General features: G+C 50.0%; 11 protein-coding genes. 7 read left to right on the forward strand and 4 right to left on the reverse strand.

Features of this window, described 5'->3' with window-relative positions; genetic code table 11:
• Positions 1–55: 55 nt before the first annotated feature.
• Positions 56–1,228 carry a bifunctional maltose regulon transcriptional repressor/cystathionine beta-lyase MalY gene (gene malY, locus ACK8NJ_RS11135; protein WP_220418063.1) on the reverse strand — a complete coding sequence of 391 codons (1,173 nt, stop codon included), beginning with the start codon at positions 1,226–1,228 and terminating at the stop codon, positions 56–58.
• Positions 1,229–1,237: 9 nt separating this feature from the next.
• A complete protein-coding gene (malX, locus tag ACK8NJ_RS11140) occupies positions 1,238–2,830 on the reverse strand; it encodes a PTS maltose transporter subunit IICB (protein WP_411962458.1) in 1,593 nt (530 codons plus the stop codon).
• 174 nt (positions 2,831–3,004) lie between these two features.
• Between malX and malI the strand changes: the two genes are divergently transcribed.
• From malI to uidC, 6 genes are all read left to right on the forward strand, one after another.
• Positions 3,005–4,033 carry a mal regulon transcriptional regulator MalI gene (malI, locus tag ACK8NJ_RS11145; protein ID WP_000179513.1) on the forward strand — a complete coding sequence of 343 codons (1,029 nt, stop codon included), beginning with the start codon at positions 3,005–3,007 and terminating at the stop codon, positions 4,031–4,033.
• Between the two features lie 111 nt (positions 4,034–4,144).
• Complete coding sequence (gene hdhA, locus ACK8NJ_RS11150; protein WP_000483362.1) at positions 4,145–4,912, forward strand: 7-alpha-hydroxysteroid dehydrogenase; 768 nt, start codon at positions 4,145–4,147, stop codon at positions 4,910–4,912.
• A gap of 220 nt (positions 4,913–5,132) precedes the next feature.
• Complete coding sequence (uidR, locus tag ACK8NJ_RS11155) at positions 5,133–5,723, forward strand: DNA-binding transcriptional regulator UidR (protein ID WP_000969092.1); 591 nt, start codon at positions 5,133–5,135, stop codon at positions 5,721–5,723.
• Positions 5,724–6,114: 391 nt separating this feature from the next.
• Positions 6,115–7,926 (forward strand): beta-glucuronidase, encoded by a 1,812-nt coding sequence (uidA, locus tag ACK8NJ_RS11160; RefSeq protein WP_001520590.1) that lies wholly within the window; start codon positions 6,115–6,117, stop codon positions 7,924–7,926.
• Positions 7,923–9,296, forward strand: a complete 1,374-nt coding sequence (uidB, locus tag ACK8NJ_RS11165; RefSeq protein ID WP_001075893.1) for a glucuronide transporter — start codon at positions 7,923–7,925, stop codon at positions 9,294–9,296. The genes uidA and uidB overlap by 4 nt, the downstream gene beginning before the upstream one ends.
• Before the next feature lie 38 nt (positions 9,297–9,334).
• Positions 9,335–10,600: a glucuronide uptake porin UidC gene (uidC, locus tag ACK8NJ_RS11170; RefSeq protein WP_105478578.1), complete on the forward strand. Its 1,266-nt coding sequence runs from the start codon at positions 9,335–9,337 to the stop codon at positions 10,598–10,600.
• A 45-nt stretch (positions 10,601–10,645) separates the two neighbouring features.
• Here uidC and ACK8NJ_RS11175 read toward each other — a convergent pair whose 3' ends face one another.
• Both ACK8NJ_RS11175 and manA read right to left on the reverse strand, forming a co-directional pair.
• Positions 10,646–12,154 carry a YdgA family protein gene (locus ACK8NJ_RS11175; RefSeq protein WP_411962459.1) on the reverse strand — a complete coding sequence of 503 codons (1,509 nt, stop codon included), beginning with the start codon at positions 12,152–12,154 and terminating at the stop codon, positions 10,646–10,648.
• Between the two features lie 100 nt (positions 12,155–12,254).
• Positions 12,255–13,430 carry a mannose-6-phosphate isomerase gene (gene manA, locus ACK8NJ_RS11180; RefSeq protein ID WP_097438812.1) on the reverse strand — a complete coding sequence of 392 codons (1,176 nt, stop codon included), beginning with the start codon at positions 13,428–13,430 and terminating at the stop codon, positions 12,255–12,257.
• Positions 13,431–13,628: 198 nt separating this feature from the next.
• On the opposite strand from manA, the gene fumB reads away from it, so the two are divergent.
• Complete coding sequence (gene fumB / locus ACK8NJ_RS11185) at positions 13,629–15,275, forward strand: class I fumarate hydratase (protein WP_097438813.1); 1,647 nt, start codon at positions 13,629–13,631, stop codon at positions 15,273–15,275.
• Positions 15,276–15,381 lie beyond the last annotated feature (106 nt).

A 15,381-nucleotide genomic window follows, 5' to 3' on the forward strand; every position in this document is an offset into this window, starting at 1 on the left:
AAGCAGGGTAAAAATCCACGATTGCGCAACGATTTTTTACGTTGCGCAATTGGGGTTAACGAACAGCGCGGATGGCGTTAATTAATCCAGCAACACCTTTTTCCAGTTTCGAACGCGGGCACCCGGCATTGAGACGGACAAAACCACGACCTTCTTCACCGTAGGTATACCCCGGCATGATCGCGACCTTCTCTTGCTCGATAAGCGCTTTTTGCAACGCGTTGTCGTCAATATTCAACGGACGTAGATCAATCCAGGCCAGATAAGTGGATTGCGGGATCTGCCAGTTGAGTTCAGGGAACGCGGCGTTCATTTTATCTGCGATATACGTCAGGTTATCTTTCAGATAGACGCGTAAGGCATCCAGCCACGGCGCGCCTTGCTGATAGGCGGCGATATGGGCAGTTAACGCCAGTACTGAAGGGGAAGAAAGGCCATCACGTCCTTTCAGTGCCGATAAATAGGCATCACGGCTGCTGCTATTTTCTATAATCCCGTAAGCACCGGTCAGGGCGGGAATATTGAAACTTTTCGATCCCGACGTTAGCAATGCCCAGTCTCCGCGCGCCACATTACTCCAGGGAATATGCGGCTGCTCGCCCCAAACCATATCCATATGGATTTCATCGGAAATAACCCGCACACCATGACGCTCGCACAGGTCAGCCATGATCTCCAGTTCATCGCACGTCCACACTTTCCCGGTAGGATTCTGTGGGCTACACAGGAGCATAATTTTACATTCTGGTTTCGCCAACACGGCTTCCAGCTTGCCCATATCGCAAAACCAGCCGTCAGCATGCTTCTCTAAAGCGACGGGCATTACTGTGCGCTGGTTACCTTCAATGGCCTTGTAAAATGCGTCATAGGCGGGTGTGTGGATCACCACGCCTTCACCTGTTTCAGACCACTGACGAATCAGTTCCGAGACCATGTAGATAACAGAAGGTCCATACACCACCGACTGCGTATCAATTGCGGTGTAATGCTGGGTGGAAAACCAGTGGGCAATAGCCGCGAGAAACTCATCGTTTTTCCAGCGGCTGTAGCCAAACACGCCGTGCATCAGGCGCTGATTCAGCGCCTCGATAATGCAGGGGGCAGTGGCAAAATCCATGTCTGAAATCGTGAACGGTAACAGGTCAGCAGTGCCGAAACGGTCAGCGACATAATCCCACTGCGTACACCATGTGCCATGACGATCCACGACCTTTGAAAAATCGAACATATCTTATCCTTATGCCTGGACAGTATGCATCAGACCGGCCATTTCATCTTTTACTGACTGAACTTGTGGCCCGATAACAACCTGCAGGTTATGTTGATTAAGTTGTACTACGCCAATTGCCCGATTGTCCTTCAGTGCCTGCACATTAACAAGCGACATATCTTTCACAGACAAACGCAGACGGGTAATGCAGTTATCGAGGCTGACAATATTGTCGGCACCGCCTAAGGCTTCGAGGATTGCCGGAACGTTGTAACCTGATTTACCCGGCGCACCGGCAACGGCTTTTTCGATTGAGCTGGCAACTTCGCTATCGCGCCCCGGGGTTTTCAGATTGAAGCGGGTGATAGCGAAACGGAAGATGACGTAGTAAACGACAAACCAGATTGCCGCCACCACTGGCACCATGTACCACTTGGTTGACAGACCATGCAAAATACCGAACACCACGAAGTCGATGATATTGCCGTCGGTATTACCGATGGTGACGCCGAGCACAGACATGACGGTGAAGCCGAGGCCGGTTAACAGCGCGTGGATGACATACAGAACTGGCGCTACGAACAGGAACAGGAATTCCAGCGGTTCGGTAGTGCCGCCAACGACGCAGGCGATCAGGCCAGAAATCAGCAGACCTTTAATTTTATGGCGATTTTCCGGGCGCGCGCAGTGATACATAGCTAACGCTGCACCTGGCAGGCCGCCGAGAAACACAGGCATTTTACCTTGCGAAAGGAAACGCGTGGCGCTTTCAGAAAAACCGTGAGTGGTCGGGCAACTCAATTGCGCCTGGAAGATGGTCAGCGCGCCGCTGATGGTTTGACCGCAGACTTCCTGCGTGCCGCCTGCGTCGGTAAAGCGAATTAATGCCACCAGAATGTGATGCAGACCAAACGGCAACAGCAGACGTTCACCGGTACCAAACAGCATCGGTCCGAAATCACCCGCGCTGTTGATCATATGGCCTAAGCCGCTAATACCCATGGCGAAAATTGGCCAGACTAATGGAATCACCAGACCGACAAGGCCCATCACCAGCGAGGAGATGATTGGTACGAAGCGCGTACCGCCGAAGAATGCCAGCGCATCTGGCAGGCGGATATTATGGAATCGCTCATGCAGCATCCAGACGATAATACCGGCGATCACCGCACCGAGGATCCCGGTATCGATCGACTGGATCCCAAGAATGCTCTGTATGTTATTGGCTTTCAGAACGGCGGCGTCAGTGGTTGGCAGAATGCCTTTGTTGGTCAACCAGAAGTTTACCGCGAGGTTCATTACCGCATAACCGACGAAGCCAGCGAATGCCGCTACGCCTTTGTTTTCGCGTGCCAGGCCCAGCGGGATGGCGATACAGAACATGACTGGCAGGAAACTAAAAGCAAACGAGCCAATCTTACTCATCCAAGTAAAGATAGCCTGCAACACGGGGTTGCCCAGGACCGGGATTAGGGTGATGACATCGTGGCTACTAAGGGAACTACCAATGCCGAGCATAATGCCGCAGAACGACAATAATGCCACGGGTAACATGAAGGTTTTGCCTAACTGCTGGAAGAACTCCCACAGCGTGACTTTCGGTGCTGTTTTCGCCGTCATAAAACGACTCCTCGTAGAGAACAATCTGGATTCAGTAAATTGCGCGAGAAGATAAAACGTTTTATCAAATTTTAGTGAGGCATAAATCACATTACGCAACGATAATAGCGGGTATAAGATAAATAAAAGGTAAAACGTTTTATCTGTCACATAATCAGGGAGTAGGTCATCTGCATGGCTACCGCCAAAAAAATAACCATTCATGATGTTGCGCTGGCTGCGGGCGTGTCGGTAAGTACCGTTTCGCTGGTTCTAAGTGGCAAAGGGCGAATATCTACCGCCACAGGAGAACGCGTTAACGCCGCCATTGAAGAGCTGGGATTTGTGCGCAATCGTCAGGCGTCGGCGCTGCGCGGCGGGCAAAGCGGCGTCATTGGTTTGATCGTCCGTGATTTATCTGCGCCGTTTTACGCCGAATTAACGGCCGGATTGACGGAAGCTCTGGAAGCGCAGGGACGGATGGTTTTTTTGCTTCACGGCGGTAAAGACGGCGAGCAGCTGGCACAACGGTTTTCACTGTTACTGAATCAGGGGGTCGATGGTGTGGTAATTGCCGGGGCTGCAGGAAGCAGCGATGACCTGCGACGGATGGCAGAAGAAAAAGCTATCCCGGTGATTTTCGCTTCCCGTGCCAGTTATCTTGATGATGTTGATACGGTTCGCCCGGATAACATGCAGGCTGCACAGTTGTTGACGGAGCATCTCATTCGCAATGGGCATCAGCGTATCGCCTGGCTGGGAGGGCAAAGTTCCTCATTAACCCGGGCAGAACGGGTGGGGGGCTATTGTGCAACTCTACTAAAATTTGGCCTGCCGTTTCACAGTGATTGGGTGCTGGAGTGCACTTCCAGCCAGAAGCAAGCCGCGGAAGCTATCACGGCGCTTTTACGTCATAACCCGACCATCAGTGCCGTGGTTTGCTATAACGAAACCATTGCGATGGGGGCATGGTTTGGTTTGCTGAAAGCAGGGCGGCAAAGCGGTGAAAGCGGAGTCGATCGTTACTTTGAACAACAGGTTTCGCTGGCGGCATTTACCGATGCGACACCAACCACACTTGATGATATACCTGTTACCTGGGCCAGCACGCCAGCGCGGGAACTTGGTACCACACTTGCGGATCGCATGATGCAAAAAATCACCCATGAAGAGACGCATTCACGCAATCTTATTATTCCCGCCCGGCTCATTGCGGCGAAATAATCCTCTCTTTATCTGCTATACCTGGTAGTGTCCTTTCCTCAAGGTTAATGATAAAAAATGTGGCACACAGGCGGTGCCTTTTATTTTTACTGAAGTTCACAGGAGGTTTATGTGTTTAATTCTGACAACCTGAGACTCGACGGAAAATGTGCCATCATCACAGGTGCCGGTGCAGGTATTGGTAAAGAAATTGCCATTACATTCGCGACAGCTGGCGCATCTGTGGTGGTCAGTGATATTAACGCCGACGCAGCTAACCATGTTGTTGATGAAATTCAACAACTGGGTGGTCAGGCATTTGCCTGCCGTTGTGATATTACTTCCGAACAGGAACTCTCTGCACTGGCAGACTTTGCCGTCAGTAAGCTGGGTAAAGTTGATATCCTGGTTAACAACGCCGGTGGCGGTGGTCCTAAACCGTTTGATATGCCAATGGCAGATTTTCGCCGTGCTTATGAACTGAATGTGTTTTCTTTTTTCCATCTGTCACAACTTGTTGCGCCAGAAATGGAAAAAAATGGCGGTGGCGTTATTCTGACCATCACTTCTATGGCGGCAGAAAATAAAAATATAAACATGACCTCCTATGCATCATCTAAAGCTGCGGCCAGTCATCTGGTCAGAAATATGGCGTTTGACCTGGGTGAAAAAAATATTCGGGTGAATGGCATTGCGCCGGGGGCAATATTAACCGATGCCCTGAAATCCGTTATTACACCAGAAATTGAACAAAAAATGTTACAGCACACGCCGATCAGACGTCTGGGCCAACCGCAAGATATTGCTAACGCGGCGCTGTTCCTTTGCTCGCCTGCAGCCAGCTGGGTAAGCGGACAAATTCTCACCGTCTCCGGTGGTGGGGTACAGGAGCTGAATTAATACACTAACGGACCGGTAAACAGCCGTACGTGTTGTTTACCGGGATAAACTCATCAACGTCTCAGCTAAATAACTGGCAGCCAAATCACGGCTATTGGTTAACCAATTGCTGGGTGAAAAGTATACGAATAGAGTGTGCCTTCGCACTATTCAACAGCAATGATAGGCGCTCACCTGACAACGCGGTAAACTAGTTATTCACGCTAACTATAATGGTTTTATGATGGATAACATGCAGACTGAAGCACAACCGACACGGACCCGGATCCTCAATGCTGCCAGAGAGATTTTTTCAGAAAATGGATTTCACAGTGCCTCGATGAAAGCCATCTGTAAATCTTGCGCCATTAGTCCCGGGACGCTCTATCACCATTTCATCTCCAAAGAAGCCCTGATTCAGGCGATTATCTTACAGGACCAGGAGAGGGCGCTGGCCCGTTTCCGGGAACCGATTGAAGGGATTCATTTCGTTGACTATATGGTCGAGTCCATTGTCTCTCTCACCCATGAAGCCTTTGGACAACGGGCGCTGGTGGTCGAAATTATGGCGGAAGGGATGCGTAACCCACAGGTCGCCGCCATGCTTAAAAATAAGCATATGACGATCACGGAATTTGTTGCCCAGCGGATGCGTGATGCCCAGCAAAAAGGCGAGATAAGCCCAGACATCAACACGGCAATGACTTCACGTTTACTGCTGGATCTGACCTACGGTGTACTGGCCGATATCGAAGCGGAAGATCTGGCGCGTGAAGCGTCGTTTGCTCAGGGATTACGCGCGATGATTGGCGGTATCTTAACCGCATCCTGATCCTCTCTCTCTTTCCGCGGGCTGGTGACAACTGAGCCCGCGTTTCATATCGTAATTTCTCTGTGCAAAAATTATCCTTCCCGGGTTCGGAGAATTCCCCCCCCAAATATTCACTGTAGCCATATGTCATGAGAGTTTATCGTTCCCAATATGCTCGAACGAACGTTCGATTGCTTATTTTGTGTCTTATGTCAACGCTGTTTTAAAGATTAATGCGATCTATATCACGCTGTGGGTATTGCAGTTTTTGGTTTTTTGATCCCTGTGTCAGTTCTTTTTATTTCCATTTCTCTTCCATGGGTTTCTCACAGATAACTGTGTGCAACACAGAATTGGTTAACTAATCAGATTAAAGGTTGACCAGTATTTTTATCTTAATGAGGAGTCCCTTATGTTACGTCCTGTAGAAACCCCAACCCGTGAAATCAAAAAACTCGACGGTCTGTGGGCATTCAGTCTGGATCGCGAAAACTGTGGAATTGATCAGCGTTGGTGGGAAAGCGTGTTACAAGAAAGCCGGGCAATTGCTGTGCCGGGAAGTTTTAACGATCAGTTCGCCGATGCAGATATTCGTAATTATGTGGGCAACGTCTGGTATCAGCGCGAAGTCTTTATACCGAAAGGTTGGGCGGGCCAGCGTATCGTACTGCGTTTCGATGCGGTCACTCATTACGGCAAAGTGTGGGTAAATAATCAGGAAGTGATGGAGCATCAGGGCGGCTATACGCCATTTGAAGCCGATGTCACGCCGTATGTTATTGCCGGGAAAAGTGTACGTATCACCGTTTGTGTGAACAATGAACTGAACTGGCAGACTATCCCGCCGGGAATGGTGATTACCGATGAAAACGGCAAGAAAAAGCAGTCTTACTTCCATGATTTCTTTAACTATGCCGGGATCCATCGCAGCGTAATGCTCTACACCACGCCGAACACCTGGGTGGACGATATCACCGTGGTGACGCATGTCGCGCAAGACTGTAACCACGCGTCTGTTGACTGGCAGGTGGTAGCAAATGGTGATGTCAGCGTTGAACTGCGTGATGCGGATCAGCAGGTGGTTGCAACTGGACAAGGTACCAGCGGGACTTTGCAAGTGGTGAATCCGCACCTCTGGCAACCGGGTGAAGGTTATCTCTATGAACTATGCGTCACAGCCAAAAGCCAGACAGAGTGTGATTTCTACCCGCTGCGCGTCGGCATCCGGTCAGTGGCAGTGAAGGGCGAGCAGTTCCTGATTAACCACAAACCGTTCTATTTTACTGGCTTTGGTCGTCATGAAGATGCGGATTTGCGTGGCAAAGGATTCGATAACGTGCTGATGGTGCACGATCACGCATTAATGGACTGGATTGGGGCCAACTCCTACCGTACCTCGCATTACCCTTACGCTGAAGAGATGCTCGACTGGGCAGATGAACATGGCATCGTGGTGATTGATGAAACTGCAGCTGTAGGCTTTAACCTCTCTTTAGGCATTGGTTTCGAAGCGGGCAACAAGCCGAAAGAACTGTACAGCGAAGAGGCAGTCAACGGAGAAACCCAGCAGGCGCACTTACAGGCGATTAAAGAGCTGATTGCGCGTGACAAAAACCACCCAAGCGTGGTGATGTGGAGTATTGCCAACGAACCGGATACCCGTCCGCAAGGTGCACGAGAATATTTCGCGCCACTGGCGGAAGCAACGCGTAAACTCGACCCGACGCGTCCGATCACCTGCGTCAATGTAATGTTCTGCGACGCTCACACCGATACCATCAGCGATCTCTTTGATGTGCTGTGCCTGAACCGTTATTACGGTTGGTATGTCCAAAGCGGCGATTTGGAAACGGCAGAGAAGGTACTGGAAAAAGAACTTCTGGCCTGGCAGGAGAAACTGCATCAGCCGATTATCATCACCGAATACGGCGTGGATACGTTAGCCGGGCTGCACTCAATGTACACCGACATGTGGAGTGAAGAGTATCAGTGTGCATGGCTGGATATGTATCACCGCGTCTTTGATCGCGTCAGCGCCGTCGTCGGTGAACAGGTATGGAATTTCGCCGATTTTGCGACCTCGCAAGGCATATTGCGCGTTGGCGGTAACAAGAAGGGGATCTTCACCCGCGACCGCAAACCGAAGTCGGCGGCTTTTCTGCTGCAAAAACGCTGGACTGGCATGAACTTCGGTGAAAAACCGCAGCAGGGAGGCAAACAATGAATCAACAACTCTCCTGGCGCACCATCGTCGGCTACAGCCTCGGTGACGTCGCCAATAACTTCGCCTTCGCAATGGGGGCGCTCTTCCTGTTGAGTTACTACACCGACGTCGCTGGCGTCGGTGCCGCTGCGGCGGGCACCATGCTGTTACTGGTGCGGGTATTCGATGCCTTCGCCGACGTCTTTGCCGGACGAGTGGTGGACAGTGTGAATACCCGCTGGGGAAAATTCCGCCCGTTTTTACTCTTCGGTACCGCGCCGTTAATGATCTTCAGCGTGCTGGTATTCTGGGTGCCGACCGACTGGAGCCATAGCAGCAAAGTAGTGTATGCATATTTGACCTACATGGGCCTCGGGCTTTGCTACAGCCTGGTGAATATTCCTTATGGTTCACTTGCTACCGCAATGACCCAACAACCACAATCCCGCGCCCGTCTGGGCGCGGCTCGTGGGATTGCCGCTTCATTGACCTTTGTCTGCCTGGCATTTCTGATAGGACCGAGCATTAAGAACTCCAGCCCGGAAGAGATGGTGTCGGTATACCATTTCTGGACGATTGTGCTGGCGATTGCCGGAATGGTGCTTTACTTCATCTGCTTCAAATCGACGCGTGAAAATGTGGTACGTATCGTGGCGCAGCCGTCATTGAAGATCAGTCTGCAAACCCTGAAACGGAATCGCCCGCTGTTTATGTTGTGCATCGGTGCGCTGTGTGTGCTGATTTCGACCTTCGCGGTCAGCGCCTCGTCGTTGTTCTACGTGCGCTATGTGTTAAATGATACCGGGCTGTTCACTGTGCTGGTACTGGTGCAAAACCTGGTCGGTACTGTGGCATCGGCACCGCTGGTGCCGGGGATGGTCGCGAGGATCGGTAAAAAGAATACCTTCCTGATTGGCGCTTTGCTGGGAACCTGCGGTTATCTGCTGTTCTTCTGGGTTTCGGTCTGGTCACTGCCGGTGGCGTTGGTTGCGTTGGCCATCGCTTCAATTGGTCAGGGCGTTACCATGACCGTGATGTGGGCACTGGAAGCTGATACTGTAGAATACGGTGAATACCTGACCGGCGTGCGAATTGAAGGGCTCACCTATTCACTATTCTCATTTACCCGTAAATGCGGTCAGGCAATCGGAGGTTCAATTCCTGCCTTTATTTTGGGGTTAAGCGGATATATCGCCAATCAGGTGCAAACGCCGGAAGTTATTATGGGCATCCGCACATCAATTGCCTTAGTACCTTGCGGATTTATGCTACTGGCATTCGTTATTATCTGGTTTTATCCGCTCACGGATAAAAAATTCAAAGAAATCGTGGTTGAAATTGATAATCGTAAAAAAGTGCAGCAGCAATTAATCAGCGATATCACTAATTAATATTCAATAAAAATAATCAGAACATCAAAGGTGCAACTATGAGAAAAATAGTGGCCATGACCGTTATTTGCCTGACGGCTGCCTCTGGCCTTACCTCTGCTTACGCGGCGCAACTGGCTGACGATGAAGCGGGACTACGCATCAGACTGAAAAACGAATTGCGCAGGGCTGATAAGCCCAGTGCTGGCGCGGGAAGAGATATTTACGCATGGGTACAGGGAGGATTGCTCGATTTCAATAGTGGTTATTATTCCAATATTATTGGCGTTGAAGGCGGAGCGTATTATGTTTATAAATTAGGTGCTCGTGCTGATATGAGTACCCGGTGGTATCTTGATGGTGATAAAAGTTTTGGCTTTGCCCTGGGGGCAGTAAAAATAAAACCCAGTGAAAATAGCCTACTTAAATTAGGTCGCTTCGGGACGGATTATAGTTATGGTAGCTTACCTTATCGTATTCCGTTAATGGCTGGCAGTTCGCAACGTACATTACCGACAGTTTCTGAAGGAGCATTAGGTTATTGGGCTTTAACGCCAAATATTGATCTGTGGGGAATGTGGCGTTCACGAGTATTTTTATGGACTGATTCAACAACCGGTATTCGTGATGAAGGGGTGTATAACAGCCAGACGGGAAAATACGATAAACATCGCGCACGTTCTTTTTTAGCCGCCAGTTGGCATGATGATACCAGTCGCTATTCTCTGGGGGCATCGGTACAGAAAGATGTTTCCAATCAGATACAAAGTATTCTCGAGAAAAGTATACCGCTCGATCCGAATTATACGTTGAAAGGGGAGTTGCTCGGCTTTTACGCGCAACTCGAAGGTTTAAGTCGTAATACCAGCCAGCCCAATGAAACGGCGTTGGTTAGTGGACAATTGACCTGGAATGCGCCGTGGGGAAGCGTATTTGGCAGTGGTGGTTATTTGCGCCATGCAATGAATGGTGCCGTGGTGGACACCGACATTGGCTATCCCTTTTCATTAAGTCTTGATCGTAACCGTGAAGGAATGCAGTCCTGGCAATTGGGCGTCAACTATCGTTTAACTCCGCAATTTACGCTGACATTTGCACCGATTGTGACTCGCGGCTATGAATCCAGTAAACGAGATGTGCGGATTGAAGGCGCGGGTATCTTAGGTGGTATGAACTATCGGGTCAGCGAAGGGCCGTTACAAGGGATGAATTTCTTTCTTGCTGCCGATAAAGGGCGGGAAAAACGCGATGGCAGTGCGCTGGGCGATCGCCTGAATTACTGGGATGTGAAAATGAGTATTCAGTATGACTTTATGCTGAAGTAAGAAAAAAATGCCGGAGAGAAAAATCTCCGGCGTTTTGGCTGTGAATTACTGCTGCGGAATAGCGGGTACAGCCGGAACGTTTAATGCCGGCATTGCAAACATCCCAACAAAATCTTCCAGTGGCATTTTCTGCCCGTTTAACGTGATCTGACCGTTAGCATATTGCAGGCTGGTGGTGATGGTATTGTCCTGCAAGGTGGTCAGGCGGAACATCTGCCCCATTGCTGACGCACCTTCAACTTGCTGTTTCGCCAGTTTTTTTGCTTGATCTTCCTGATAACCTTCCAGCTTCGCTACCTGAGTCATAAACTCAGTTGCCATATCCACCGGAATGGTCAGTTTCGCACCCAGAGATTTAACCGAGCGGTCTACTTCCTGCGCCAGCGTTTGCGGCGCTTCTTTAGTCGTTGCCGGATCTTTCAGGAACAGCGACAGATTCAGCGCACTTTCACCCTGACTGTTTTTCCAGCTTAGCGGCGCGATAGTAATCACCGGATCGCCTTTCAACATCAGCGGCAGGGCGCTAAAGAAGGCTTCCGTCACTTTTTCCTGATAAAGTTCGGGATTGTTGGCAATTTCTGGCTGTGCCAGCAGCGCCTGAGTTTGCGCGTTATATTGCTGGCTAAACTGATGCCAGGCTTCGCCATCAATTTGGCCGACTTTTAAAGTCAGCTTGCCGCTGCCCAGATCCTGATTCTGTACCTTCAGGCTGTTTAGCGAGTAATCCAGTTGGCTATTGATCGTTTTACCGTCATTGACCAGATCCGATTTACCGCTGATCTCCATGCCTTCCAGCAGTGCCAGTTCTTTGCCTTCCACTGAAATGGTCATTTTTTCCAGTGACAGTTTTTGATTTCCTACGCGCTCACCAAAACTTGCCAGCGTGCTGGAACCGTCGGTTTTCAGATTATTAAAGGTCAACTGTACTTTCTGGTTATATTCGTTAACCGCGTCTATCCGACCACTTTGCGCCTCCCCGGAAAGGGAGATAGCTTTGCCGTCTCTGTCTGCATTTAACTGGAACTCGCCGCCGCTAAAGGCGACTTTTTCATCCTTTTGCTCGTAATTCAGCGGCTTGAGCGAAATATCGGAACTGGAATCACCGCTGTAACCAATGCGGGAGTTAATCTCAAAAGGCGTTTCACCTTTTGCCATATCAAACAGTGGTTTGCTTACTTCGTTATTAACCAGCGTGGTTTGAATTGATGCCATCGACGGGATCAGGTTCAGTTTTTTTAGCTGGGCAAGGGGGAAGGGACCATGATCAACCGATTCGTTAAAGATGACGCTCTGACCGCTTTTAATCCACGGATTTTCTTTCCCGGCAATGGGTTTCACCAACAGTTGCAGCTGACTGCTGAATACGCCGCGATGATAGTTTTGATAACTGACTTCCAGGTTGGATTCAGGAGCGGTCAGTTTGAGTTGCGCGTTCGCCTGCGCGACCATGTCTTCGAGATGGGTTTCAATCTTCTTGCCTGTATACCATGCGCCGCCTGTCCAGACTACGCCTAGCGCAACAATGACGCCTACCGCTACCAGCGATTTATTCATAATGATTATCCATAAAATGAAATCAGGCGGACTGGCCGCCTGAAGGTGTTATAAGCCTTTAATAAGCTTAGCAAGAGATGTTAATTTTTTCAGTAAGCTCTTACAGCTTGTTGTAAACACGCGCTAAACGGCCGTGGCCTTTGACAGTCACCGGTGATTCGTTGGCGGCAATAAACGCTGATTCACCCGGTTTAAGCTGTAACTGCTGAGAACCTTTACACAGCGTTGCATCGCCTTCGACGCAGAACAAAATGGCGGCACTCTGCTGGCTGATGGTGGTTTCTTTATCACTAAGGTCATGCAGCGAGAAGGCAAAATCATCAACAGGAATCGGGAAGTCCAGTTCTGCACCTTGTTTCACCGGCTGGGTCAACAACTGGTTAGCCGGTTTGGCTTCGAACTTCACATTGGCAACCAGTTCCGGAATATCAATGTATTTAGGCGTCAGACCCGCACGCAGCACGTTATCGGAGTTCGCCATCACTTCCAGCGCCACGCCTTGCAGGTAAGCGTGCGGTGTTTCAGCGAACAGGAACATCGCTTCGCCAGGATTCAATTTCACCACATTCAGCAACAGCGGGGAGAACAGACCGCTGTCATCCGGGTAAAATTCAGAAATTAAACGAATCGTTTGCCACGGTTCACCCTGCTGACTGTCGAGCGCCGATTTTAAAATCGCCAGCGCACGGGATTTTTCTTCACCCTGCATATTCAACAGGCTGGCGAACAGTTCGCTTAAACGTTCGGCATCAGGCTGTTGTAAAAAGTGAGCAATCGCCGGATGTGCACCTGCGACCGGCTGGAGCAGGGAGACAATCTCGGAAAACTCACGAAACGCGTTCATCGCAAGGAAAGGCGTCAGCGCAAAAACCAGCTCCGGCTTGTGGTTAGGATCTTTATAGTTACGCTCGGCGGCATCCATCGGAATACCTGCGGCATTTTCTTTGGCAAAACCGATTTCAGAATTGCGTTTGTTTGGATGAACCTGAATGGAGAGCGGCTGTGCTGCGCATAATACTTTGAACAGGAAAGGCAGTTCGCCAAAGCGTTTGGCAACGGCCTCTCCGAGCAGAGTCGATTTATCACTCTCAATCACATCACGCAGTGAAACGATATCTCCGGCGGCAGTCTGCACCCGTGAACTGCTTTTCGGATGTGCGCCCATCCACAGCTCGGCCATCGGCTGGCTGGACGGATTTTCCATACCATAAAGTTCTGTCAACGCCGTTTTGCTGCCCCAGGCATAGTTTTGCACTGAGTTAATGAGTTTTTGCATGATCAATCCCTGTTTAAATGTGGAAATTAATCCCGCTATTAAAGCAAGAATCCTACGGGAAGTAACCTGGAGCCGCAAAAAGTCGTACTAGTCTCAGTTTTTGTTAAAAAAGTGTGTAGGATATTGTTACTCGCTTTTAACAGGGCAACGGAACACCCGCCCAGAGCATAACCAAACCAGGCAGTAAGTGAGAGAACAATGTCAAACAAACCCTTTCATTATCAGGCTCCTTTTCCACTCAAAAAAGATGATACTGAGTATTACCTGCTAACCAGCGAACACGTTAGCGTATCTGAATTTGAAGGGCAGGAGATTTTGAAAGTCGCACCCGAAGCGTTAACTCTGTTGGCGCGTCAGGCGTTTCATGATGCGTCGTTTATGCTGCGTCCGGCGCACCAACAACAGGTGGCCGACATTCTGCGTGACCCGGAGGCCAGCGAAAATGATAAATATGTGGCGCTGCAATTCCTGCGTAACTCCGACATCGCGGCGAAAGGCGTTCTGCCAACCTGTCAGGATACCGGCACCGCGATTATTGTTGGTAAAAAAGGGCAGCGTGTATGGACCGGTGGTGGTGATGAAGCGGCGCTGGCGCGCGGTGTCTATAACACTTATATCGAAGATAATCTGCGCTACTCGCAAAACGCGCCGCTGGATATGTATAAAGAGGTGAATACCGGCACCAATCTGCCAGCGCAGATCGATCTTTATGCCGTTGATGGCGACGAGTACAAATTCCTCTGTATCGCCAAAGGTGGCGGTTCGGCAAACAAGACGTATCTGTATCAGGAAACCAAAGCGTTACTGACGCCGGGAAAACTGAAAAATTACCTGGTTGAGAAAATGCGCACGCTGGGTACGGCAGCCTGTCCTCCGTATCATATTGCGTTCGTTATTGGTGGAACTTCTGCAGAAACGAACCTTAAAACGGTGAAACTGGCTTCCGCTAAATACTATGATGAACTGCCAACGGAAGGGAATGAGCACGGACAGGCGTTCCGCGATGTGGAACTGGAAAAAGAATTGCTGATCGAAGCGCAAAATCTTGGTCTGGGTGCGCAGTTTGGCGGTAAATACTTCGCTCACGACATCCGCGTGATTCGCCTGCCACGTCACGGCGCATCCTGTCCGGTTGGTATGGGTGTTTCCTGCTCTGCTGACCGTAATATCAAAGCGAAGATCAACCGTCAGGGGATCTGGATCGAAAAACTGGAACATAATCCAGGCAAATATATTCCGGAAGAGCTGCGCAAAACGGGAGAAGGCGAAGCGGTGCGCGTTGACCTTAACCGTCCGATGAAAGAGATCCTCGCACAGTTGTCGCAGTACCCCGTTTCTACACGCTTATCGCTGAATGGCACGATTATCGTTGGTCGTGATATTGCTCACGCCAAACTGAAAGAGCGGATGGATAACGGTGAAGGGCTGCCGCAGTACATTAAAGATCATCCGATTTACTACGCGGGTCCGGCCAAAACGCCGGAAGGTTATGCCTCCGGTTCTCTTGGCCCAACGACCGCCGGACGGATGGATTCTTATGTCGATCAACTGCAAGCGCAGGGCGGAAGTATGATCATGCTGGCGAAAGGCAACCGCAGCCAGCAGGTGACGGATGCCTGTAAAAAACACGGCGGCTTCTACCTTGGCAGTATCGGTGGTCCGGCCGCTGTATTGGCGCAGGGTAGTATTATGAGCCTAGAATGTGTTGAATATCCGGAACTGGGAATGGAAGCCATCTGGAAAATTGAAGTGGAAGATTTCCCGGCATTTATCCTTGTGGATGATAAAGGAAATGACTTCTTCCAGCAGATACAACTCACACAGTGCACCCGCTGTGTGAAATAAACAGAGCCGCCCTTCGGGGCGGTTTTTTTACATGGCACGAAAGACCAAACATTTGTTATCAAATAGTAAATAATGAGTGAGCTAAAAGTTGCTTAACGAAAGCAAA

Source organism: Escherichia sp. F1, assembly GCF_046764225.1.
GTDB classification, from domain to species: Bacteria; Pseudomonadota; Gammaproteobacteria; order Enterobacterales; family Enterobacteriaceae; genus Escherichia; species Escherichia coli.

Bases quoted from the DNA above. Each gene is read 5' to 3' on its own strand.
- uidB (WP_001075893.1), top strand. From the start codon at position 7,923: ATGAATCAACAACTCTCCTGGCGCACCATCGTCGGCTACAGCCTCGGT.
- malX (WP_411962458.1), bottom strand. From the start codon at position 2,830: ATGACGGCGAAAACAGCACCGAAAGTCACGCTGTGGGAGTTCTTCCAG.
- ACK8NJ_RS11175 (WP_411962459.1), bottom strand. From the start codon at position 12,154: ATGAATAAATCGCTGGTAGCGGTAGGCGTCATTGTTGCGCTAGGCGTA.
- malI (WP_000179513.1), top strand. From the start codon at position 3,005: ATGGCTACCGCCAAAAAAATAACCATTCATGATGTTGCGCTGGCTGCG.
- fumB (WP_097438813.1), top strand. From the start codon at position 13,629: ATGTCAAACAAACCCTTTCATTATCAGGCTCCTTTTCCACTCAAAAAA.
- uidA (WP_001520590.1), top strand. From the start codon at position 6,115: ATGTTACGTCCTGTAGAAACCCCAACCCGTGAAATCAAAAAACTCGAC.
- uidC (WP_105478578.1), top strand. From the start codon at position 9,335: ATGAGAAAAATAGTGGCCATGACCGTTATTTGCCTGACGGCTGCCTCT.
- uidR (WP_000969092.1), top strand. From the start codon at position 5,133: ATGATGGATAACATGCAGACTGAAGCACAACCGACACGGACCCGGATC.
- manA (WP_097438812.1), bottom strand. From the start codon at position 13,430: ATGCAAAAACTCATTAACTCAGTGCAAAACTATGCCTGGGGCAGCAAA.
- malY (WP_220418063.1), bottom strand. From the start codon at position 1,228: ATGTTCGATTTTTCAAAGGTCGTGGATCGTCATGGCACATGGTGTACG.